This is a genomic window from Clostridium malenominatum, assembly GCF_039521365.1.
Taxonomy (GTDB): domain Bacteria; phylum Bacillota; class Clostridia; order Clostridiales; family Clostridiaceae; genus Clostridium_AW; species Clostridium_AW malenominatum.
In genome coordinates, this window is record NZ_BAAACF010000006.1 from 154,375 (window position 1) to 178,873 (window position 24,499).

The 24,499-nt window shown below is 30.9% G+C and carries 22 protein-coding genes and 1 riboswitch; of the genes, 3 read left to right on the forward strand and 19 right to left on the reverse strand.

Annotated elements, in window-relative coordinates; all coding sequences use genetic code 11:
- Positions 1-40: 40 nt before the first annotated feature.
- The 3 genes from ABDZ69_RS15200 to ABDZ69_RS15210 all read right to left on the reverse strand — a co-directional run bounded on the left by ABDZ69_RS15200 (position 41) and on the right by ABDZ69_RS15210 (position 2,795).
- On the reverse strand, positions 41-1,741 hold the full coding sequence (locus ABDZ69_RS15200) for a PucR family transcriptional regulator (RefSeq protein ID WP_343770964.1): 1,701 nt from the start codon (positions 1,739-1,741) through the stop codon (positions 41-43).
- Positions 1,742-1,845: 104 nt separating this feature from the next.
- Complete coding sequence (locus ABDZ69_RS15205) at positions 1,846-2,106, reverse strand: late competence development ComFB family protein (RefSeq protein WP_343770965.1); 261 nt, start codon at positions 2,104-2,106, stop codon at positions 1,846-1,848.
- A gap of 278 nt (positions 2,107-2,384) precedes the next feature.
- Positions 2,385-2,795 carry an RrF2 family transcriptional regulator gene (locus ABDZ69_RS15210; protein ID WP_343770966.1) on the reverse strand — a complete coding sequence of 137 codons (411 nt, stop codon included), beginning with the start codon at positions 2,793-2,795 and terminating at the stop codon, positions 2,385-2,387.
- A gap of 344 nt (positions 2,796-3,139) precedes the next feature.
- On the opposite strand from ABDZ69_RS15210, the gene ABDZ69_RS15215 reads away from it, so the two are divergent.
- Complete coding sequence (locus ABDZ69_RS15215; protein ID WP_425544665.1) at positions 3,140-6,121, forward strand: vitamin B12-dependent ribonucleotide reductase; 2,982 nt, start codon at positions 3,140-3,142, stop codon at positions 6,119-6,121.
- A 52-nt stretch (positions 6,122-6,173) separates the two neighbouring features.
- On the opposite strand, the gene ABDZ69_RS15220 is transcribed toward ABDZ69_RS15215, so the two are convergent.
- The 7 genes from ABDZ69_RS15220 to ABDZ69_RS15250 form a co-directional block, all read right to left on the reverse strand.
- Positions 6,174-8,459: a YcdB/YcdC domain-containing protein gene (locus ABDZ69_RS15220; RefSeq protein ID WP_343770967.1), complete on the reverse strand. Its 2,286-nt coding sequence runs from the start codon at positions 8,457-8,459 to the stop codon at positions 6,174-6,176.
- Positions 8,460-8,706: 247 nt separating this feature from the next.
- Entirely contained in the window at positions 8,707-8,946 is a 240-nt protein-coding gene (locus tag ABDZ69_RS15225) for a hypothetical protein (RefSeq protein WP_343770969.1), read from the reverse strand.
- Positions 8,947-9,104: 158 nt separating this feature from the next.
- Positions 9,105-9,905 (reverse strand): sugar phosphate isomerase/epimerase family protein, encoded by an 801-nt coding sequence (locus ABDZ69_RS15230; RefSeq protein WP_425544663.1) that lies wholly within the window; start codon positions 9,903-9,905, stop codon positions 9,105-9,107.
- Between the two features lie 7 nt (positions 9,906-9,912).
- Positions 9,913-10,863 carry a dipeptidase gene (locus ABDZ69_RS15235; RefSeq protein WP_343770973.1) on the reverse strand — a complete coding sequence of 317 codons (951 nt, stop codon included), beginning with the start codon at positions 10,861-10,863 and terminating at the stop codon, positions 9,913-9,915.
- 92 nt (positions 10,864-10,955) lie between these two features.
- Positions 10,956-12,164: a threonine synthase gene (gene thrC, locus ABDZ69_RS15240; RefSeq protein ID WP_343770975.1), complete on the reverse strand. Its 1,209-nt coding sequence runs from the start codon at positions 12,162-12,164 to the stop codon at positions 10,956-10,958.
- Between the two features lie 16 nt (positions 12,165-12,180).
- Complete coding sequence (locus ABDZ69_RS15245; RefSeq protein ID WP_343770976.1) at positions 12,181-12,564, reverse strand: Rid family detoxifying hydrolase; 384 nt, start codon at positions 12,562-12,564, stop codon at positions 12,181-12,183.
- A gap of 169 nt (positions 12,565-12,733) precedes the next feature.
- Positions 12,734-13,072 (reverse strand): hypothetical protein, encoded by a 339-nt coding sequence (locus tag ABDZ69_RS15250; RefSeq protein WP_343770977.1) that lies wholly within the window; start codon positions 13,070-13,072, stop codon positions 12,734-12,736.
- Positions 13,073-13,195: 123 nt separating this feature from the next.
- Between ABDZ69_RS15250 and ABDZ69_RS15255 the strand changes: the two genes are divergently transcribed.
- Both ABDZ69_RS15255 and ABDZ69_RS15260 read left to right on the forward strand, forming a co-directional pair.
- Positions 13,196-13,663: an Lrp/AsnC ligand binding domain-containing protein gene (locus ABDZ69_RS15255; RefSeq protein ID WP_425544664.1), complete on the forward strand. Its 468-nt coding sequence runs from the start codon at positions 13,196-13,198 to the stop codon at positions 13,661-13,663.
- Between the two features lie 104 nt (positions 13,664-13,767).
- The gene (locus ABDZ69_RS15260; RefSeq protein ID WP_343770981.1) at positions 13,768-13,977 is read left to right on the forward strand and encodes a DUF378 domain-containing protein; all 210 of its coding nucleotides are present in this window, start codon (positions 13,768-13,770) and stop codon (positions 13,975-13,977) included.
- A gap of 168 nt (positions 13,978-14,145) precedes the next feature.
- On the opposite strand, the gene ABDZ69_RS15265 is transcribed toward ABDZ69_RS15260, so the two are convergent.
- From ABDZ69_RS15265 to ABDZ69_RS15305, 9 genes are all read right to left on the reverse strand, one after another.
- Positions 14,146-15,894 carry a Na+/H+ antiporter NhaC family protein gene (locus tag ABDZ69_RS15265; protein ID WP_343770983.1) on the reverse strand — a complete coding sequence of 583 codons (1,749 nt, stop codon included), beginning with the start codon at positions 15,892-15,894 and terminating at the stop codon, positions 14,146-14,148.
- A gap of 133 nt (positions 15,895-16,027) precedes the next feature.
- Positions 16,028-16,203, reverse strand: a riboswitch (Lysine riboswitch).
- 50 nt (positions 16,204-16,253) lie between these two features.
- The gene (gene glsA / locus ABDZ69_RS15270; RefSeq protein ID WP_343770985.1) at positions 16,254-17,171 is read right to left on the reverse strand and encodes a glutaminase A; all 918 of its coding nucleotides are present in this window, start codon (positions 17,169-17,171) and stop codon (positions 16,254-16,256) included.
- Positions 17,168-18,343 carry a MalY/PatB family protein gene (locus ABDZ69_RS15275; RefSeq protein ID WP_343770987.1) on the reverse strand — a complete coding sequence of 392 codons (1,176 nt, stop codon included), beginning with the start codon at positions 18,341-18,343 and terminating at the stop codon, positions 17,168-17,170. Before ABDZ69_RS15275 ends, glsA begins: the two co-directional genes overlap by 4 nt.
- Positions 18,344-18,466: 123 nt before the next feature.
- Positions 18,467-19,786 carry an argininosuccinate lyase gene (gene argH, locus ABDZ69_RS15280; protein WP_343770989.1) on the reverse strand — a complete coding sequence of 440 codons (1,320 nt, stop codon included), beginning with the start codon at positions 19,784-19,786 and terminating at the stop codon, positions 18,467-18,469.
- A gap of 70 nt (positions 19,787-19,856) precedes the next feature.
- Positions 19,857-21,053, reverse strand: coding sequence for an argininosuccinate synthase (locus ABDZ69_RS15285; protein WP_343770991.1), 1,197 nt, complete (start codon positions 21,051-21,053; stop codon positions 19,857-19,859).
- 21 nt (positions 21,054-21,074) lie between these two features.
- Complete coding sequence (locus ABDZ69_RS15290; RefSeq protein ID WP_343770993.1) at positions 21,075-21,806, reverse strand: amino acid ABC transporter ATP-binding protein; 732 nt, start codon at positions 21,804-21,806, stop codon at positions 21,075-21,077.
- 18 nt (positions 21,807-21,824) lie between these two features.
- Positions 21,825-22,472: an amino acid ABC transporter permease gene (locus ABDZ69_RS15295; protein WP_343770995.1), complete on the reverse strand. Its 648-nt coding sequence runs from the start codon at positions 22,470-22,472 to the stop codon at positions 21,825-21,827.
- A gap of 43 nt (positions 22,473-22,515) precedes the next feature.
- Complete coding sequence (locus ABDZ69_RS15300) at positions 22,516-23,316, reverse strand: ABC transporter substrate-binding protein (RefSeq protein WP_343770997.1); 801 nt, start codon at positions 23,314-23,316, stop codon at positions 22,516-22,518.
- Positions 23,317-23,452: 136 nt separating this feature from the next.
- Positions 23,453-24,250, reverse strand: coding sequence for an ABC transporter substrate-binding protein (locus ABDZ69_RS15305; protein ID WP_343770999.1), 798 nt, complete (start codon positions 24,248-24,250; stop codon positions 23,453-23,455).
- Between the last annotated feature and the right edge of the window lie 249 nt (positions 24,251-24,499).

Below are 24,499 nucleotides of genomic sequence, written 5' to 3' on the forward strand. Positions count from 1 at the left end.
AACATTAAAATTTAGTTTTTAAACACAAAAAGAGCCCTTTTTATACGGGCTCCTTGTTATCAAAGGATAATAATCTCATAATATGAATTCCTAATTGAAGTTCTAAATTTTCCTCTCCATTTTCCAAGTTAGTATTTAATATTTCCTTAATTTTATCAAGCCTATACAAAAGGGTATTTCTATGAATATACAAGGCTTTAGCAGCCTCACTCATGTTTCCTTTACATATAAAATACTTTTCTAGAGTTTCTACCAAATTTGTATTGTTTTCAATGTCATATTCAACTAATTTTTTTATTGAGTTATTATAAAAATCCTTTAATGCTTCAGTATTTCCAGAAGAATTTAAAAGATGATATATAACAAAATCATCAAAGTGCACAACCACTTCTCTATTTTTCATTTTTTTTATTATTTTATTAGCTTCCATAGCTTCCTTAAAGCTTTTAGATATATTGATTATTTTATAAGCTTTTCCAATTCCTATTCTTATATTATAGCCATTGTATCTTTTTAAAAATTCCTCTTTTATAACTTTACCAAATTCTACTGTAAATTCTCTGCTCTCCTTTGAATCCTCTGAAATCTTCGTAGGTATAAAAGTAATAATATATGCTCCCCTTATAATAGATATTGTTTTTATATTTTTTTTAGAAGATTTATCTTCAATCATTTTAATAGTTTCTTCTCTCATTTGTCGCATTATACTTATTTCTAAATAGACGTTTGGTATATTATTTGCATCACTTATTTCAATAATCATACAAGAATAATTATATAGAGAATTTAATCCGTACATATTACCTAGGCTTTCAATCTCATTCTCTGAACGTATTTTACCTTCGATTAGCTCATCAAAAAAGTCTCTTCTCATAAAATGTTTCGCTTCATCTATAGCCTTTTGCTTCATTCTTTCAAGCATTATTATAATTAATGCTCTTTCAACAGCTATATAATCTAATTCAATCATTTTTCTATTAGTTTCTGCAACTATGATATATCCGTATACCTCTTTATCAGAAACTATAGGCTTAATTCTAAAAGATACCTCCTCTCCATTTATTTCATCAGTATATTTTATTGCTTCCTTTGGAAACTCATCATTATTACAGTACTCATTTATAAAATCATTTTTCAACATATATTCATTATTTACATTAATAAACAAATCTTTAATATAGTATTCATGATTTAGAAAGTTTTTATTAGAAATTATTTTCCCATGTTCATCGGTAATTAATACGGGATTATTTATTATATCCCCTAGTTCCTCCGTTAATTCCTTAATACCTCCCCCGTTTATAACTATATTCATAAACTGCTCATGTATATCAAAAGATCTTCTTAGCTTTTTACTTTGACGTTCATAAAGCTCCTTGTAAAACATACTACTTACATCAGATAAACTAAACTCATAGGGTATTTCAATAATAGGTAAAGATAAGGCCTTAGCCTCCTCAAGCACTCTGTCCGATAGTTCTAAAATATATCTATTTTTTTTTATGCCAATCCCTGCAGCACCAATTTTACTTAACTCTCTAATGAAATTTAATTGTAACTCCTCATCGTCTTTCATAAAGTACCCAGTAGTTAATAAAAACTCACCAGATTTTATCCATTTCAACGTATCTGGATTTTCCATCATGTTTATGCTGGTTAAGGGTTTTTCTAGTCCATTAATACCTGAAAGCAATTCGAACCCCTTTTCTTTTAGTGAAACTACAAAATCTTTAACATCCATTATAAGTTCACCTTCATTTCATCTTAGTATCTATGGAATTATTATATACTATCACATCTATAAAACAATAGGGAATAGAGCTAAGCTCTATTCCCTAAATTAATTTAATGTTTTGGATTTTTACTTACAATTTCTATAGCTTTTGTTAATGCACCTAATACGTCTGCCTTAAATTGAATACTTAATTCATTAGTTTTAACAAATATATTTCCCTCTTCAGAAACTACATATGTAGGCTTTAAACTATTAAGAGCTATAGCTTTTATATCTTCAATACATTTTTCACAGGTACAAATATTACTATATTTATCTAAAACCGTTGGTAATAAGTTATCTACCATTATCTCCATATAATTTTTAACCATAGAATCACTCTCTTTCAATTAATGAATTTATAAACATTATATTCTACATATATCAATTTATTCCTCTAATTGCTTACAAACTTCTACTGATACTCATACATACTAATATACCCGTACCTAGCACCTACTATATTTAACTTTTAATTTAAGAAGTAAGAAAGACCCTTGTAGAAAATGCAACATAATTAAAAGAGGTCATAATTCCGAAAATGATTGTTATTATTTAGACAATCTTAAACATTTATAATGGATTTTCATAAACAATCATATAGTTACTATTATTTAGAGCTAGTTAATATTTCAAAATTAATTTTTTCTAATTCACTTATCAATGTTTCTTGTACTTTACTTAAGTAATAGTGAGTTTTACAATTTTGTGTATTATTATTATTACAAAAATCAACATTCTTTAAACACCTATTAATCGCTATAGGGCCATCTACTGCTTCAATTACTTCTTTTAAATTTATATCAGCTCTTTTTTTATTAAGAGCATATCCACCATTGACCCCTCTGTATGATTTTATTATATCAGAGTGAATCAATTTTCTTAATAATTTTAAGAGAAATCTTAATGGAATGGTACCCCTTTCAGCAATGGTTCTTGCATCTAGTTTTGCACCTTCACCTTCCATTGACAATATAAGGATAGCTCTAATTGCATAATCAGCTTCTTGAGTTATATTCATATTCATCACCTTTTAAAAAGTATTTTTAAAATTTAAATTTATCTATCCTTCTTCATATTATTCTTTAACCTTGTAATTGTCAATACTTTAAAGCGATGATTGTTAAAAAAGTAATTATTATATTTTTTGATTATTTATTATTTTTCGGACATAATTATATATTATAATAAACTTAATAAATTGATAAAAACACAATATATAGTGTGAAATTATATGTTATAATACAATATATGCTGGTATATGAAACTTTTACATTTATATTTTATATTGTATACTAGATTAGGATTATATTTAGGGAGGTATTCACATTGGAATTTTTTAATAAAATAGATTCAGTACATAATATGATAAAAAGATATTATACTAAAGAACTTGAAAACAAAAGCAATTTAACAGTATATGATTTATTCACTTGGAAGAAAGTAGACGTATTTTTAAAGGACTATAAGAGCGGTAAAGTTTTAGTAGACATGAAGGATTTAGAATTTCCAGAGCATTATTCTCAGAACTCTTGTGACATTATTGCATCTAAATATTTTAGAAAAGCAGGAGTGCCAAATGATTGTGGATATGAAAATAGCATGAAGATGGTAGCTCACAGAATGGTTAATTTTTGGTGTGAGTCTTTAATGGATGAAGGTATAATTGCCTCTTATAAAGAAAAAGAAATTTTTTATGACGAAATGGTTTATGCTCTTCTTGCTCAAATGTATGCTCCTAATTCTCCCCAATGGTTTAATACTGGGCTTGCGCAAAGTTACGATATAAAAGGAAGTAAACAAGGAAATTTTTATTTTAATCCAATTTTAAATAAAGTAGTTGAAACAGAGGATAATTATTCTAGGACTCAAGCCTCAGCTTGTTTCATTTTATCTATACAAGACAAGCTTTTAGGTTCTCATTCCATATCCGAACAATACGTAACAGAAACCAAGCTATTTAAAGGTGGTTCGGGGACAGGTACCAATTTCTCTTCAATAAGAGCAAAAGGTGAAAAGCTATCTGGCGGTGGTGTATCTTCAGGCTTAATGAGCTTTTTAAAGGGTTTAGATAGAAATGCTGGAGCTATAAAATCTGGTGGAACAACAAGACGTGCAGCTAAAATGGTTTGTTTAGATGTAGATCATCCTGAAATATTAGATTTTATAACTTGGAAAGCCCACGAAGAGGATAAAGTTAGAGCTTTAGGCAAAATGGGATACGATACAGATATAGATGGGGACGCTTATGAAACAGTATCAGGTCAAAATAGTAATAATTCCATTAGATTTTCTGATAAATTCATGAAAAAAGTTGAAGAACTATCAACAAATCCTGAAGAAACTGTAGAACTACTAGGTAGAGTAGATGGCTCTTTAAACAAAACAGTTAAAGTTAAATCTCTATGGGATGCCTTTAATAATAGCGCTTGGCAATGTGCAGATCCTGCGCCACAATTTTCTGATACTTTTAATGCATGGCATACTTGTCCCTCTGGTGAAGATGGTGAGTATAATGCAAAGCATAATAGAATTAACTCAACTAATCCTTGTGGAGAATATGCATTTTTAGACGATAGTTCCTGCAACTTAGCCTCAATAAATATTTATAAATTCTATGACCATGCTACAAAATCTATAGATTTAGAAGGTTATGTTCATGTTGTTGGAATGGTCCAGCTAATTTTAGAAGGGTCCATACACTGGGGTCAGTTCCCAACAGAAGATATCGCTAGAAAAACCTATATGTTTAGGGCTACAGGACTTGGAATAAGCAATTTAGCTTCTTTATTAATGGTTTTAGGATACCCTTATGATTCAGAAGAAGCTAGAAATATTTCTGCTGCATTAATAGGAATCTTAACAGGATACTCCTATTTTACATCCGCACTAATGGCTAAAGAAATAGGGACATTTAATAAATATGAAATCAATAAACCGCACATGTTAAAGGTTATAAGAAATCATGCTAGAGTAGCTGGTGCAATGGAAGTATCAGATTTTGAAGGACTTAATTACAAACCCTTGGCTATAAATCATAATATATTAGAACAAGAATCCTTCTCAAATATAAGCACACTAGTAAAAAAATGTTGGATTGAAGCGTTACATTACGGAGAAGAATTTGGATATAGAAATGCTCAAGTTTCTGTAATTGCTCCTACTGGAACTATATCTTTTGCTATGGACTGCGGAGCAACTTCTATAGAACCATTTTTCAGCCATGTAGTCTATAAGAAGTTATCTGGCGGTGGAATGATGACCGTAATAAATCCTGTAATAAAAATTTCCTTAAGTAACCTTGGTTATTCAGATGATCAAATACAGGATATTATGGATTATGTACTTGAAAAGGAAACCGTAGAGAGAGACGGTTATAAATATGAAAAATTATTAGATGGAAAAATAGAGGGAGCCCCTCATTTATTAGAAGAACATCTACCTATCTTCGATACAGCTAATAAATGTGGAAGTGGAGAAAGATTTATAGAGCCAATGGGCCATGTACTTATGGTAGCTTCTATAACCCCATTAATTTCAGGTGCTATCTCAAAGACAGTAAACTTACCTAGGGAAGCAACCCTAGAAGAATTCCAAGATGTTGTTTTAACCTCATGGAGGCTTGGAATAAAAGGAATATCTTTATACAGAGATGGGTCAAAGGCAAGTCAACCTTTAAATACAAGTTTAAGCTCTGATAAAGATTTAAAATTAGAAGATTTGACTTATAATCAGCTTTTAGCCAAAGCTAAAGAGCTAAAAAAAGGTGTTAAATATTCTAAACGTGATAAACCTCTAGGAATAAGACGAGGAACTACTCATCCTGCTCAAATAAATGATGTTAAAATATACACTACTGTAAATAGAAGAGAAAATGGAGAAATATCTGAAATATATATAACTACTGATAGGGAAGGAACTACTATAATGGGTCTATTAAACTCATTATCAAAAACATTATCTGTAATGTTACAACATCACGTAGCACCTCAGGACATTGCTAGAATGCTTAGGGGACAGAAATATGAACCTTATGGTTTTGTGCAAAAACATCCTTATATAAAATATGTTAGTTCAATTTCTGATTTAATTAGTAAGGTTATTGATATTGAATTAGGTGACTATTCTAGATGTCAAGTAAAGCCCGAAAATTATGATTTGAAAACTAATAGTGAAACTGAGGAACAAGCAATCTCTTCTAACACACATGAAACTTTTGATGGAAAAAAAGTTGAAGGTGAAAGAGTTTATGGTAGTACTTGTCCCCACTGTTCCAGTAGCAGAATGGTAAGAAACGGAACTTGCATGGTTTGCTTAGACTGTGGATCAACTACTGGATGTAGTTAATAATAAAAAAAAGTCTCAAGAGTCTACATTTGACTCTTGAGGCTTTTTTTATTTAATATCCTCTTCTTATATTGTCTAAGACTTTATAAACGCCAATTGAAAGTTCTGTCCATGTTGCATTTGCTTTTGGTCTTATATTATTGTTTTGTTCTTGCAGAATTCCTAGACCTTTTGCAATTGCTATATATCCTATATCTTCATTTTTTATATCTTTTAAATCTTTTACTTTTAATGAAAAAATGTCCTTTGAATTAGCTAGCTTATCATATCCTAAAAACTTAACTAATATCTTAGCCATATCGTTTCTTGTAACCTTTTCCTTAGGATCAAATTTACCTTCTTTGTTTTCTAATATTCCATAGTGAACTGCTAATTGGAGATATTTATAATTTGCATCACTTTTATTCATTCCGCTATCAAAGCTCAGTTTGCTTGATTCCTTTAACAAATAAGGTCTATAACCTTTAGCATTAACCAGCATTTTTATAAAATCCATTTTAGTAATTTCTTTCGTAGCTTCAAAACTAGCTGTGTCCATTACGCCATTATGAGCTAAAATTGTTAATTCCTTTTCATAAGGACTTCCCTTTATTTTTTTCATATATACTTCTATATTTTCATCAATTTCTTCTCCGGAATCATTTAAAATCTTGCCTGTAAATCCATCTACTCTTAATGCTGTGAAGTTATAATTATAACTATCCCTAATTGTATAAATTAATTTTGTTTCCCAATCTGGTTTTGAATAATCTGTAGACTTATTAATTTTTCTATAGGATAATTCAGTTTTGCTTTTGTTAAATAGTATTTTACTAGCTTCTTCCTTTTGTATTAACTTTTCTGGGGCATCAAACTTCATATTTTCATTCCAATTCAGTCTATATTCAACTAAATGTCCCTTTGCAGCATCTACTGATACTGTAATATTATTTTCCATATAAGGTATTCCATTTACCATTCTTGGAAAACTGAAATAATATCTCTTATCTCCATAACTTTTTAGATTCTCAATATCATTTTTTTGAGTAGTAGCCTTAGTATTAATTTCTTTAAACTTTTCTGGTGAATGTTTAGCAATTGCATTTATAGCAATCTTATAAGCTTCTTCCCAAGTAAGATTAGCTTTTGATTCTTCATTTTCCATATAATAGTTTTTGTAAAGAGAAACTATATTTTCATTAAGTGCATTAATGGTTATACTTCCACCATCATATCCTTTTTTATTATCCATCTTTTTGCTGAAATCTATTGTCCACGTATTTGATGCTCCATTTACTCCATCTTTGTTTTCGAAGTATCTTATAGATCCAGTTTCATACCCGTCCCCATATAGCTGTTTAATATTATTTTTAGCTATTTCTAAAGCTCTACCTTCACTTATTTCTTTATCCAAAGGCTGTTTGATCTGAAGTTTATTAATTATTTCCTTTCGTTCTTCTGTGGACAAATCTTTTTGTATTTTTTCATACAAATTACTATTAATAAATTTTCCGCTATAAGCGTCTAATTCCCCTCCATAAGGTAATTCCATCATATACACTAGTTTAGATCTTGTTAACTTTTCACCTGTGTCATATTTATCCCTATAAGTGATATAACGTAAATCTAACTGTCCCTCTTTTTTTAATATACCTTCCGCTTCTTTAGTTGATAAATAATTTGTTGGTGGGGATAACTTTACTCCCTCTTCCCAATTTACATAATAACTAATTATTTCTCCCTTAACCCCATCTATTTCAACTGTTAGTCCATCGTCATTATAAAAAATCCCATTAACTTTTCTTGCAAACCTATAAGTGTAAGTTGTGCTGTTATTTACATAAGTGTAAAATCTTTGTTCCTTTATATAAGCTGTTTCCTTGAATTGTTCCGGGTTATTTTTCTTTAAAAATTCCTCTGCTTTCTTTTGTCCTTCTTCTTCAGTTATTTTTGATATATTATTATTTTCTCCATCAACATAGCTTCTATTGTAAGCTCTTAAAATTTTCCCTGTATCAGCATTAATGGAAACTTCTATACTAGTATTATTGCTTATATTATTATTTCTCCAGGATATCTCCCAAAAATATTCCTGTCTCTCTCCATTTGTTGATAGGGATGCATAAACTTCATACTCTTTTTCATTCACAGTCTTATTAAAATAATCTTTAATAACTTTTTGCGATAATTCTTTTGCTTTTTCCTTAGATAGTCTTACGTCCTTTTCTACAGTAGTTAAGACTTCCTTAGTAGGGACAGTCATTTCTTTATTTTCTAATTTCATTGCTAAAACTGACGAGTAATTGGTCATAGCAATTGACGTACCAATAATAAAAGAAATTAATTTTTTATTTTTCATATATAACTTCCTCCCGTATTTCAATTTACTAGGTTATACCAATTAATACGATAAACTTTTATAATTGTTATATACCTTGGAAAATTTTATGGAAAAATTTATGACTGTCCCCATAGTCTTAAATTAAAATCAAAAAATAAAAAACCCTGCTCCTTAATTAAAGCTAATTATTGAAATTAAAATAAAATAAATAAGGAGCAGAGATATATGTCTTTTTATTAAATTTTAAATTTTAATTATATGTATACTACTGAATATGAATATTGTCCGGTAATAGGATGAAGTTCAAATTTTTAAGACTATTTTTATAAGAAATATCATTAGCTATATCCTTTGCTTCTTTTAAGCTTCTAGCTTTATATGTAAAGTGTCCCCCTTCTTTATTGTAAAAGCCTCCCCCAATTAAATATCTTGAGCCGCCTTCTAATTCTTCTACCTCTTGTCCACTTACATTATAGTATATTTTTATAAATAATTTTTTATCCATAAAGTATACCTCCTTAAATTTCTACCTTCGTAATCTATAATAAGTATATTATCTCTTTCTCATAAATATTACACTTTTATTATATTCGAACATATGTTCTAATGTCAAGTAAAAAATAATTTATGCTAAAGTTTAGCATAAATTATTTCTATTATTCATTAATCAAATAAATTTTTCAGGTTACCTATTCTTTTATAAGCCTTTGTCATATAATCTTCTGGAGATAGTGTTTTATCTTTTGTTCTTGCACATATCTCTAAGCTAAAGCATCCCTTATAGTCCTTTGGGAAATCCTTAGTAAATTCTTCCCAATTTATAGTTCCATCAAAGGGCACCCAATGTCTATCCTTTAAACCATCATTATCAGATATGTGAGTTGCAAATAATCTGTCCCCATAGTTTTTTAATAGATTTATTTCATTGTTATGGGATATTTCATTATGAGAAGTATCAAAACACAATCCTAAACTCTTTGAATTTAAGTTCTCTAATATATAGCTAATTAAAGCATTGTTATCCGTATTTTCAATAGCTACTTTTACTCCGCATTCCTCCGCTGCATTAACTATTTCTCTCATACTTTCAAGCCCTATATTATTGGGTTCCTTTACTTTAAAATCTTCAGATATATGCATAACCATAACAGGTATATTAAACTCTTTGCAATCTTTTAACCACTGAATATGTTTCTCTACTATTTCTCTTCTTAAATTTTCATTCTCACTCCAAAGACTGTTTATATCACAAAAGGGAGCATGTATATTTTCGATAAAAAGCCCTGCTTTTTTCACCAACCTTGGTATTTCTTCCTTTTTAATAATAACGTCTCCCTCTTCGTCCTCCCACCAGATAGCCACAGCATTAAAACCACTATTCTTAATAATGCTCAATCTTTCTTCCAAAGGCATTATATATCCAAACCAAGAAAATACTCCTATGTTATCCTTTGTCACTTTCATCCATCCTTTACTTTAGTGTATCTTTTATTACCCTTTCTGCATTCTTATAACATATTTTTTCTATTTCCCCATATGAAAATCTCTCTTTCTCTAAAGCAAAGATTAATTTATCCATTTGTGAAAAATCTTCAATTTCTACCGGTGTTCCTATACCATCAAAATCTGTACCTAAGGCAATGCAATCTATACCTCCAATATTTCGTATATGTTTAATATGCCTTACCATATCTTCCACTTTCGCCATATAACTGTCCCCTGAAGTCTCTAGGAATTTATTGTAGAAGTTTATACCCATTACTCCTCCTTTTTCAGATAGGATTTTAATCATTTCATTAGTCAAGTTTCTTTTATGAGGAGTTAATTCTCTGGAGTTTGAATGAGATGCTACAAAAGGTGCTTTAGAAATTTCTGCTACATCATAGAAGCCCTTATCTGATAAGTGCGATACGTCAACTATCATTCCAAGTCTATTCATTTCACCTATTAAATCTCGTCCAAAAGAGGTTAATCCTTTAACCATATACTCATCTTTAACACTTGGAAAACCTATTTCATTAGGATGGTTCCATGTAAGAGTGATTAATCTTACTCCATTTTCAAAAAAATAATATAAGTTATCCATTTTACCTTCAAGAACTGCCCCCTCTTCTATGGTTAAAAAGGCTGAAATCTTACCCTCATCCTTGTTTCTATACATCTCCTCAAGATTTCTACTTAAAGCTATATAATCTTTATAGCTATCTATCTCAAAGTAAAATCTTTTCATAAGGGAAATACACTTTTCTTTCACATCTTTATGTTCATTCTTATTTATAAACAATGCAAAAAATTGGGCCAAGGATCCTCCCTGACTTAGCTTTTGTATATCTACAGAAAAACTATTTTTAAATAAATCTCCACCACTTTTTTCCCTCTCCAATAAGTCTATGGTATCACAATGCAAATCAATAATCTTCAATATCATCACCTCAAATTCTACTATATTATAATATATTAAAAAGTTCTATAAAATAAAACAAAGAAATCCCCAAATAGGGATTTCTTAAATCATTAAAAATTATCTTTAATAAAGCTATCAAGTTCTTCTAGCTTACATAAATGAGCATTTAAATTATGTTTTTCAAAAGCAGCTGTATACTTTAGACCGCTTCCTGTAACTATACAAGCTATACTATCCTCTTCTGTTAAGTAGCCTTGCTGTCTTAACTTTTTAACTGCAGCTAAAGGCACACAAGATTCTGGTTGCCCAAAGACACCCTTTTCAGCCATTTCCTTTTGAGCAATAATTATTTCCTCATCAGAAACAGCCACGCATGTTCCACCATTTTCCTTTAACATTTTCAATACCGCATTTCCACTTGGAGGGAATGGATTTTCTATACCATGAGCAATAGTTTCTGGATTTTGTACCCTTTCAATTTTCATTGAGCCCTTTTCAAAGGCATTGAAAATCGGAGAACATCCCGCTGCTTGTGCTACAATAATCTTTGGAATTCTATCTATGATACCAACTTCCTTAAACTCCTTAAATCCCTTATATATACCTCTAACATTTCCCCCTGCACTAGTAGGTACAACTACATAATCGGGAATATTAAAATTTAACTGTTCACACATCTCAAAAGCCGCTGTCTTATATCCCTCTACTCTATATGTAACGTCAGAGTTTATAAAATAAATCCCTTGTTTTCTTCCTATTTCTAAACTTTCGTAATAAAGTTTGCCATAATCTCCGTCAACCTTAATTAAGTTTGCCCCATAAATTGCTATAGGATTTAGCTTTTCCTGTGGAATATTTTTTCCAACAAATATAAAAGTTTCAAAGCCCGCTCTTTTTCCATAGGCTGCAACGGACACTGCCATATTTCCCGTGGAAACTGCGCCTACCTTTTTAAAACCTAAGCTATGAGCATGTTGTATTGCCACAACAGTACCCCTATCCTTAAAAGACCAAGTTGGATTTTGGCTTTCATTTTTAAAATATAAATTCTTTAATCCAATTCTTTTAGCAATTCTAGGAATTGATACTGTTGGAGTAAAACCTTCATTTAATGATAAGTCCCTTCTAATTTCCTTAAATGGAAAAAAATCCGCATATCTTTCTAGAATAGTGTGCTGTAATGGGTTACCTTCTTTAATCTTTCCCTTTTTTATAAGTTCCATTTCCAATGGCTCATTACAATCATCGCATCTTGGATCTACTCTTTCCACAGAATACTCTTTTCCACAACCAGTGCAAATTAGTTTTAAATCTTTCATATCAAACCCTTCCTTTCTATTCAATAATGGCTATTGCTTCTATTTCCACTGCAGCATTCCTTGGCAATTTACCCACTTGTACGCATGATCTAGCTGGTGGATCTACCTTAAAATATTCGCCATATATTTCATTTACTTGAATAAAATCATTGATATCTCTTAAAAACACTGTTGTTTTGATCACATTGTCTAAACTTGAACCGGATTCTTCTAATATAACTTTAACATTTTCTAAAGCTACTCTTGTTGCATTTTTGACATCATCATCAATTAACTCCCCCGTTATTAAGTCACTTGGAGTTCTTCCTGATATGAATAATAAGTTTCCTACCTTTATTGCAGTGGAGTATGGGCCTCTCGCTGGTGCAGCTTTAGTGCATTCAATAACTTCTTTTTTCATTTAATCTCTCCTTCGTACTCTAGAATAAATTATTTAGAATTTATTATTAACTATTCTATAAAAAATTCTAAAACCCTTTAAATTTTATGATTTTTTTTAAAAATATATAAAAAATTATATAAAAAAGATGTTGGCTTATACCAACACCCACTTTTATATATTATTTACTTTATTTTTCATTATTATTCTTTACCCTATTTGGCTTTGCTTTAGGTCTCATTTTTATATCTTTTTTTCCTTTTACATTTTTCATTTCTAGTCTATCATCTTTAAACAAATCTACAAACCACAATACAAAAATTGCAAATACGGCAGATACAGCTAAACCCGGTATAGTATCGTAACCTAATTTTGCAGTATTACTTCCTGTTAATATTGCTAATGCTATGGCAAATATAATCCATTTATTGGGCTTATATTTTGATAAAACAAAAATCTTCAAAAGATTATAACCTATAATTATAACTAAAGTAAAGGCTAATAGCATTAAGTAATCAGACATCTTCAATTGTTATTCCCCCTTTATAAAGATCTATACTATAATATTATTCTATATTTTTTAAAATATATCAACAATATTTTTAATTCTTTTGTATAATATATATAATAATATAGCTTTGAGGTGATTATTTTGGAATTCAGCAAAAATCTACAATTAGATTCTTTAGATTTAGAAATATTATCAGTTTTAGCCAAGGATTCTAGAACTCCATTTTTAGAAATCGCCAGAAAATGTCATGTTAGTGGAGGAACTATACATGTAAGAATTAAAAAAATGGAGGATATGGGAATAATTAAAGGCTCTAAACTCTTAATAGATAGCGCTAAGCTTGGATACGACATTTGTTGTTTTATAGGAATAAATTTAGAGAAAGCTTCTTATTTAAATTCCGTTTCACAAAATATAGAACAAATACCAGAAGTAGTTGAATTATACTATACTACAGGAGAATATTGTATATTTTTCAAGGTATTATGCAAAAATATTTCCCACCTACAAAGCTTACTAGCTGAGAAAATTCAGCTAATTGACGGTGTACAAAAAACTTCCACAATGGTATGTTTACTTCAGAAGATAGACAGAAATATTATTTTATAATAGAAATTCAAATGAATTTTTGAATTTCTATTTTTTTGTTATATTTTCTTTATTATTTGGCAAGAATATAATTGCATTATTAAATAAATAAAGGAGATGTATTTATGAGAGGATTGGATGTAATTTCGCTAATCTTAGTTATAATAGGAGCAATAAATTGGGGACTTATAGGTTTCTTTAACTTCGATTTAGTTGCTACTCTTTTCGGAAACATGACTGCTTTTTCAAGAGTTATCTATTCTCTAGTTGGTATAGCTGGATTGTATGCTATTTCATTCTTAGGTAGAGATAGAGAAGTACACGAAGAAAGATAAACAGATTTCTAAGAATCAGGTGGAGTTTTTACTCCGTCTGATTCTTAGAAATCGTTATCCAGGGACGTAGCCGCTCTTAGCTCCCACTCTGAAGAAGATTGGAGTATTAGAGCGGGTAGTCATCGGATAGTAAAAAAAAGGAAATAGAAAACTATTTCCTTTTTTAATTTATACAACTTTTTTTTCTAAAGATTTTGAGGCTATTCCATCTCCTACCGGTTTACCGAATATAAATAACGTAGCGATTGTTGCAAATATAGCTACTGGTAAAACTATTATAATTGGCAGGTTTAACCCTACTGGTAAATAACCAAAGAGTATAGTAATAGCTCCTATAGTTAATGAATACATTATTTGAGTATTAACGTGGTCTATGTGATCACAAGCAGTACCCATAGATGAAAGTATGGTTGTATCAGATATTGGAGAACAATGGTCTCCGAAAATCGCTCCTGTCAAAACTGCACTACAATTAATTATCATAAAGTGAGCATCTCCTCCTCCAAGAGTAAATGCTATTGGAACTGCAAGAGGCATAAGTATTCCCATAGTTCCATAGGAAGTTCCTGTTGCAAAGGAAATAATTGATCCCATAACAAATATTAAAGTTGGTAACATAAATGGTGGTAATGAACTTTCAAAAACCTTAACTAAGAATTTAGCAGTACCTAATTCCTTAATAACACTGCTTAGTGACCAAGCAAGTACTAATATTACCCCTGTTATAATTAATGATTTCATTCCTTCTACCCAAGTATCTAATGCTTCTTCTAAAGTAAATATTTTTTGTATCATTCCCATAATAATACTAACAATACTTGCAAGCAATGCTGCCTGGAATAAAACCACACTGGCATCTGAAGCACTGAAGGCTTCTCTAATAGCAGTAAATGATGCTGGAGCTGAAGTTAGGATAGCTTTTAAAGCTTCATCCTCTCCACCCATTATGCTTTTATATCCATTAAAATAAAATCCTGCAAAAGAACCTATTAACAAAACACCTATAGGTATTATAGCATTCCAAACGGTTAATTTTATTCCTTCCTTTGGCTCAAGTGCTGTTGCTTCTGAGGAAACCATAGGTTTTGCACCATCTCTTAAAACCTTCCCTGTAGTCCTAGCTCTTCTTTCTGCCTTAAGCATCGGTCCAAAGTCTCTTAAAGTCAATGCTGAAGCAACTATGAATAATAATATTAATATATTATAAAATCTATAAGGTATAGTTTGTACGAATAACCCATAAGCATTTACTTCTTGTCCAATTGAAGCATAAGCATCTTTTATTAAGCTTATTTCATAACCAACCCATGTTGATATTAAAGCAATACCTGAAATTGGTGCTGCTGTAGCATCAACTATAAAAGATAACTTTTCTCTTGAAACTTTCATTTTATCTGTAACTGGCCTCATTATTGGTCCAACTATTAAAGAGTTAGCATAGTCATCAAAGAAAACCAATAATCCTAATAACCAAGTTATAATCTGAGCACTTATTGGCGTTTTAGCTTTTTTAGCTAAGCTTTCTGCAACGGCCTTTGCTCCACCCATTTTTGATACTAAAGCTATAAGTCCACCAATGGTCATACATTGAAGTATAATTCCTGCATTCCATGGATCTGCCAAAGAACCTACTAGTCTATTTATAACATCTAAAAATCCATTAAATATTGCTGAAAGGGCTCCTCCATTATTTAATTGAATTAAAAATGCTCCTGAGAAAACTCCTAAGAATAATGAGATAACAACATTTTTAGTTATAAATGCTAAAATAATAGCTACTAAAGGTGGTATTATTGTTAATATCCCAAATCTTTGAGAATTAAGTAAAGCAGGATCTGTTTCTGCTCCGAATACTGTTGTAGATAACAGTAACACTAACATAAAGGTTAATGTAATTACAAGATTTTTTCTTTTCATCTCTTCTCCTCCTAAAATTTTATTATTTGAAGTGAATAGTTTGAGGGGAGAGGATGCCCATTAAAACAAAAATACCCTTAAGTCTTATCACTCAAGGGCATGTATACACTAAGTCTATGTGTTCACATATTGTTTGAATGATAGCTCTCCACAAATTAGTTTTGTGACAATCTTGCTCATATTTTAAGCAAAACCAGTCATACAGCATCAAAGCATTAACTGTACGCTTCGGCGATATTTCCTTTCCTCACACTTCATACTGCTTAAGTCCGTGTAATTACTATTAAACACCGCGCCTCTATCGGTTATATTCACTCGCATAAAAGTATAACATTTATTCTTCATATAATCAAGCGCTTTTAGAATATACTTAAATCTAGTTTTTGGGATAAATCCTTTAAAACCTCTACTCCACCTATACTGTTCCCTCTTTTATCCAAAGAAGGTCCCACAATACCTATACCCATTTTATTAGGAGATACACCAAGGATACCTCCCCCTACTCCTGATTTTGCAGGAAGTCCTATTTTTACTGCAAATTCTCCTGATCCATCATACATGCCACAAGTAACCATAATAGTTTTAACTATTTGTGCTACTTCTTTTTCTATTATTCTCTCTCCTGTCCAAGGTATAACTCCGTTGTTTGCAAACACTGCAGCAATTTTTGATAAATCCTTGCAGGTCACTTCAATAGAGCACTGTTTAAAATAAACATCTAATACTGCTTCCACATCATTTTCTATTACTCCTGTACTTTTCATAAAATAAGCTAGGGATCTATTTCTATTCCCTGTTTTTTTCTCTGAAACATACACATTATAATTTAAATCCAATTCTTCATTTCCAGAAAGTTTTCTTACAAAATCCAAAACTCTAGAAAATGCTTCTTCTGAGGTATCCCCTTTAATCATTGAGGATATTGCTATAGCACCTGCATTTATCATTGGATTCAGTGGTTTATTTAGATTCTTCATCTCCAGGTCCACAATAGAGTTAAAAGCTTCTGTGGTGGGCTCCATACCTACCTTTGAAAATACATATTCTATTCCATTATCCATGATTGCAAGGGCTAAAGTAATTATTTTAGATATACTTTGGATTGTAAACTTTGTATAATAATCCCCACCAAAGTATTCCTTTCCTTCTAAAGTAGTGATATATATGCCTAGAGCATCCTTATTTCCATTTTTCAATTCTGGTATATAGCTTGCTACCTGTCCCTCACATAAATATTTTCTATTTTCATAAATTATTTCATCTAGTATTTCATTCATACATCTTCACTCCATGTTTTGCAATTGTTAATACCTATATTTAATCTAAATAAAGCTTCCTCTAATATTTTTCTTGGGCAGGCAAAATTTATTCTTTGAAACCCTTCACCATTTCCACCAAATAGCTGCCCCTCATTAAAAGCTACTTTTACTTCTTCACTTAAAAATCTCTTCAATTCTTTACTATTCATACGGAGTGCTCTAAAATCCACCCATGCTAAATATGTACCTTCTAATTTTGTTACCTTTATCATAGGCATATTTTTTTCAATGTATTCTCTCATATAATTATAATTCTCTTCAATGTAATAAAGCATCTCTCTATACCACTGTTCACCTTTTTCATAGGCTGCAATTAAACCTATAATTCCAAATATATTTATGTCTCCCATAGCATTAAGTTTCATAGTATTATCAAACTTTTTTCTTAAATTTTCATTAGGTATTATAATATTAGAAACCTGAATTCCTGCTAAATTAAAGGTTTTAGTTGGGGATATACAAGTAATAGAGTTTTCCGCAAATTCATTGCCAAGTGAGGCAAATGGAGTATGCTTGTACCCTTTAAAAGTTATATCGCTATGAATTTCATCAGAAACCACTAAAATATTATTTTTTAAACATATTTCTCCTAGCCTTATTAACTCCTCTTTGCTCCAAACCCTTCCTACTGGATTATGAGGATTACATAAAATTATCATCTTCACCTTAGAATCAATATTACTTTCTAGGTTTTCAAAATCCATATAATACTTTCCCTCTAATTCTTTTAAAGGATTTTCTAATACCATTCTTCCATTGTCTTCTATGGCACCTTTAAATCTATGATATACAGGAGTTTGGATGATTATCTTATCTCCAACCTCAGTAAAGGTTTGTATAAGCCAATATAATGCGGATACTATAGTTGGAGTTGAATATATCCAGTTTTTTTCTATTTTAAATCCATGTCTTTTTTCTACCCAATTAATTATTGCATTATAATATTGTTTATTTAAGTAAGTATATCCAAAAGTTCCTTCATCAGCTCTGCTTTTTATGGCTTCAATTATCTCCTCAGGGGCTTTAAAATCCATATCTGCAACCCACATAGGTATAATCTCATCATACCCCTTCCATTTCACAGCTCCTACATTTCTTCTATCTATAATCTCATCAAAATTGTATTTCATATCTATCCCTCCACTTTATACTACTCCCTATATTATATAAGGAATAAAGAATTTGTTCAAATATTCAAAATCGAAAAATTGGGGACAGTTATGATATAAAACCATCATAACTGTCCCCAATTCCTACTTAATTATTTCCTTTTTAATTCCTCTATTTAAGGTATTTTCATAATCAATAAATTCATAAACATCCTCAATAAATACAGGACTGAATTTTTGTAATTCCTCTAAGCTTAGTTCTTCTATTCCTTTACCTGCACCCTCGCAATGAAGGACTATTTCTCCTATTATTCTATGAGCGTCCCTAAATGGGATGCCTTTAGTAACTAAATAATCTGCCCCTTCAGTAGCATTTAGGAAGCCTTTTTTAACGGCCTTTTTAGTGTTTTCTGATTTTACTTTTAAAGTAGAAAGCATTCCCTTCATTATTTTAAGACAACTTAATACAGTGTTAACTCCATCAAAAAATCTTTCTTTATCTTCTTGCATATCCTTATTATAAGCTAATGGAATTCCTTTCATTGTAGTAAGAAGAGCAATTAAATCACCATATACTCTACCTGTTTTACCCCTTACAAGCTCCGCCGCATCTGGATTTTTCTTTTGAGGCATTATAGAGCTTCCAGTGGAAAACTCATCACTTATTAATACAAAATCAAATTCCTTACTACTCCAAAGTATTATTTCTTCGCTAAGTCTACTTAAATGCATCATTATAATAGATGAGGCTCCTAAAACTTCTAGGGCAAAATCTCTATCACTTACCCCGTCTAAGAAGTTATCTACAGGTTTCTTAAATCCTAATTCTTTAGCTGTAAAATTTCTATCTGTATCATAAGTAGTTCCTGCTAAAGCGCAACATCCCAATGGACTTTCATCCATAATATCTAAGGCATTTATCATTCTTTTTTTATCCCTTAAAAGCATACTGTGGTAAGCCATTATATGATATTTAAAAGTAACTACTTGTGCCCTTTGAAGATGGGTATATCCTGGCATAATTACATTGTTTTCTTCCCCTAATTTTACTATTACATTCATTAAATCTTCAATTTCTTCTATAATTTCTTTAGCTCTATCCTTGGCATAAAGTCTAAAATCCACTGCCACTTGGTCGTTTCTGCTTCTTGCAGTGTGAAGTTTTTTACCCACATCTCCAATACGTGAAATTAAATTCATTTCCACAAAGCTGTGGATATCTTCGTAGTCTCCTTCAATTAATAACTGTCCCTCATTAATATCCTTTAAAATAGACTCTAATCCATCAATTATTTTATCTCTTTCACACTCTGTCAAAATATTGCATTTAGCTAACATCTTAACGTGAGCTATACTTCCTTTTATATCATATTCATATAATTCCTTATCAAAGCTTAAGGAACTATTAAAATCCTCCATAAGCTTACTTTCTTTATCTTTAAATCTTCCTCCCCAAAGCTTCATAAACTACATCCTTTCTCATAATATTATTTAAGAGCTGAAAATTATTAATTCTCAACTCTTAATTTTTAAATTATTTGTTTTTTAATGCCTTTATCTTGGATGGAAGGCTAAATAATTTTATAAATCCACCAGCGTCTTTATGACTATATAAATTACTTGCTCCAAAGGAGGAAATTCCCTTGTCATATAGTGCATTTTCTGTAAATACTCCTGCATTTGTAACATTTCCTTTATATAGCTTCATCTTAACTGTGCCTGTAACATTTTCCTGTGTTACATCTACAAATCCATCTAAGGACTCCTTTAAAGTTGTAAACCAAAGTCCATCATAAACAAGCTCTCCATATTTTAGAGCTATGCCTTGCTTATAGTGATAAGTTAATTTATCTAAAGTTAATCTTTCTAATTCCTTATGAGCTTCAAAAAGTATTGTTCCACCTGGAGTTTCATAAACCCCTCTAGATTTCATTCCAACTAGTCTGTTTTCAACTATATCCACAATACCTATTCCATTTTCAGCACCAATTTTATTTAAAGTAGTTACGAGTTCCACTCCATTTAATTCTACTCCATTTACTTTTTTAGGTTCTCCCTTTTCGAAGTAAATTTCTACATAAGTAGGTTCATCTTTAGCTTTTTCTGGCGCTGTTATCATGGAATATAAATCTATTTTATGCTCATTTTGTGGGTCTTCTAAGTCTCCGCCTTCATGGCTTGTATGCCAAATGTTTTTATCAACAGAATATATTTTTTCCTTTGTTACAGGTACATCTACACCTTTAGCTAGCGCATAATCAATAGCATCTTCTCTTGAGGATATATCCCATATTCTCCAAGGCGCTATGATTTCGATAAATGGATCAAAGGCTGCAATGGTAACTTCAAATCTAACTTGGTCGTTACCTTTTCCAGTACAACCGTGACATATATATTTTGCTCCCTCAGCTTGTGCTATTTCCACTAACTTTTTTGCTATAAGCGGTCTTGCAAGGGAAGTTCCTAAAAGATATTTATCTTCATATATTGCCCCAGCTTTTAATGCTTTATATACATAATCTTTAACGAATTCTTCTTTTACATCTTCTACATAAACTTTAACCGCCCCAGTTTTTATAGCCTTTTTCTTAACCTCTTCCATGTCATCGTCTTGTCCTACATCAACACATACAGCAATAACATCTAAATCATAATTTTCTTCTAACCAAGGAATTATTATAGACGTATCCAATCCCCCTGAATATGCTAGTACAACTTTATCTTTATTCATAAATTAGCCCCCTCATAATTTCTATATTACTTTTTTCAAAAATTCTTTTGTTCTATCCTGTGTTGGGAAGGTGAAAATTTGCTCAGGCACACCTTCTTCCACAATTTTTCCGCCATCCATAAAAATAACTCTGTCTGCCACATCTTTAGCAAAGCCCATTTCATGAGTTACCACTACCATGGTCATACCTTCACTTGCTAGTTCCTTCATAACATTTAAAACTTCTCCAACCAATTCTGGATCTAATGCAGAGGTTGGCTCATCAAATAACATTATATCCGGCTCCATGGCAAGCGCTCTTGCTATAGCTACCCTTTGCTTCTGTCCCCCTGAAAGCTTTGATGGGTAATAATCCATTTTATCTTCAAGACCAACTTTCTTAAGTAGTCTTTCAGCCTTTTTCTTTACTTCTTCTTTATTTTCCTTTTTAACTGTCCTTGGAGCTTCCATAACATTTTCTAAGGCTGTCATGTGTGGGAAAAGATTAAAGTTTTGAAATACCATGCCCATTTTAGTGGTTACTTTTCTTACTAATTCTTTATTTTTTTCTTCTAACTTTTCTCCTTCAATTATTATCTGCCCTTCATTTGCTATTTCTAAATGATTTAAGCATCTTAGAAAAGTACTTTTACCTGACCCAGAAGGTCCTATAATTACTAGAACTTCTCCCTTACTAACATTTACGTTTAAATTCTCAAAAACCGTTAAGCTCCCAAATTTTTTAGTAACATCTATGGCCTCTATCATATACATAGTTTATTCCTCCTTTTCTTAGTATACAGACAACTTCTTCTCCCAAATTGAGAACAAGGTAGTAAATACAGTAGTTAAAGCTAAGTAAATACATGCTGCTACGAAAAATGGTTCCATTGGTCTAAAGTTAGATGAGTAAACCTGCTGTGCTGCTCTCATTAACTCTTCCATGGCTATAGCAGAAACTAAGGATGTATCCTTTAGCATTGTTATAAATTCATTACCTACTGAAGGTATTAAAACCCTTATAGTCTGAGGAAGTATAACCCTTCTCATAGTTTGACCATAAGTAAATCCTAATGCTTTACAAGCCTCAAATTGTCCCTTGTCTACAGATAAAATTCCACCTCTTATTATTTCCGCCATGTAAGCTCCTGAGTTTAAGCTAAGTCCAATAATGGCTGCTGACATAGGTTCTAACTTTATTCCAACAAAAGGTAGTCCATAATAGAAGAAGAATAGTTGTAGAAGCATCGGAGTACCTCTAATAATCCATGTATAAAGTGAAGCTACTGTTAATATCAATTTATTTTTTGATAATTTTAGTAGCGCCACAATTATTCCGATAACTGTCCCTAGTACCACCGAAATAGTCGTTAGCTGTACAGTTACAGTAGTTGCTTTTAATAGTATTGGAAATATTCTTTGTAATAAATTGATATCCAAAGCTTCGCCACCCCTTTTTATAAAACCTTTTTTTCAAAATTAATTATTTTTTATAAATATCTTCACCGAACCACTTTATTGATAGTTCTGACATTGTTCCATCATTTTTCAACTCTTCAATTGCCTTTTTAACTGCTTCTTGTATTTCTTTATCACCTTTTTTAAATGCTATAGCTATTGGTTCTTCATCTAAAGTTACTGCAACTTTAAACTTTCCTTCTTGTTTTGCTAAATAGTATCTTCCAACAAATTCATCTACAACAACTGCATCTATTCTTCCGATTTCTAAATCATGGAATGGTTGAGTTGCCTTATCGTAAGTCTTAACTTCTTTTACTCCAGCAATCTTTTTAGCCGCTTCTTCTCCTGTAGTACCTAATTGAGCTCCAATTGTTTTTCCAGTTAAATCTTCAACCTTAGTGATACTTCCATTGTCGCTCTTCACTACGATAGCCTGACCACCTTTAACATAAGCTTCTGAAAAATCAACTTGCTTTGCTCTTTCTTCATTTACACTTATTGCTGATAGAGACATATCAAATTTTCCTGCATTTAACGCCATAGTTAGTCCACCAAATTCTGTGATAACATATTCTGTTTGCACTCCAAGTTTTTTACCTATTGCATCTGCTAAATCAATATCAAATCCTACAAGTTTATTTGCTTCATCTCTAAACTCCATTGGCGGATAAGTATCTTCAAGTCCAATTTTTATTTTCTTTTCAGCCTTTACTTTTTCTAAAGTATTTAAAGCTTTATCTGCTGCATTATCTTTTCCTCCGCACCCTACAAGTAAACTACCTACTATAGTAGCTAATAGTAATGCTTTTAATGACTTTTTCATAAAATATCTCTCCTTTATAATATTTATATATTTATATTTTTTAAAATTATTTTCAAAGTTATTGCCCCAATGAAAAGTCTACTCTTCAAAGGGGCTATATATGAAATTTTTATAAAAAGGGGTCTTAGTTATTTATCTATTTATAGAAATCATATCCAAACCATTTTTCTGATAACTTAGATAAAGTTCCTTCTGATTTTAAATCATTTAATGCCTTTTGAACTGCGTCTCTTAAATCTGAGTCTTCTTTTCTAAAGCCAATACCTACATTTTCTTCTGAGAGTTTAGCATCTAAAAGCACTAAATCTCCCCCTCTTTTCTTTAAGTAATATCCTCCAACTTGTCCATCTGCTATAACTGCGTCAATTCTTCCAACTTCTAAATCATTAAATGCTTCTGTTACTCCGTCATATTTTTTAATTTCTTTTATTCCTTCAATTTTCTGAGCAGCCATTTCACCAGTAGTTCCTAATTGAACACCTACCACTTTTCCTTTTAAATCAGGCGTATCTTTTATTGAAGTGTTTTCTTTCTTAACAACTATCTTTTGTCCACCTACTATATATGGTTCTGAGAAATCTATTTCCTTTTTTCTTTCTTCAGTAATAGTCATAGTTGAAAGAATCATATCAAACTTTTTAGCTTTAAGAGATAATATAATTCCTTTCCAATCGTTGTTTACGAACTCTGCTTTAACCCCAATTTTCTTTGCAATTTCATTTCCTAGATCGATATCAAATCCAACTAGTTCATGTTTTTCATCCCTGAACTCCATTGGTGGATAAGTGTCGTTTAGACCTATATATAACACTCCTTCTTTTTTAACCTTTTGAAGTCCAATTAAGTTTGCTTCTTCTTTTTTACTATTTCCACATCCGACCAATGTGGAAAATGTTATTACAAGTGCCCCCACTAATGCAATAATCTTTTTCATAGCCCCATCTCCTTTTATTTATCTTCGATATGTTTATTATACATTCTAATTTATAAATATGCAATAGGGTTTTATTAATTTTTTTAATATTTTTATGTAGATATATGTATATACAACGTTTTTATCATTTTAATCGCATGTGTGATTTATTTGTATTTTCTAAATATTTATATACTTATTGTATAAATATACATACATGTATGAATATTTATTTTACATAATTTTATCACATCACTGTGATAAATCAAT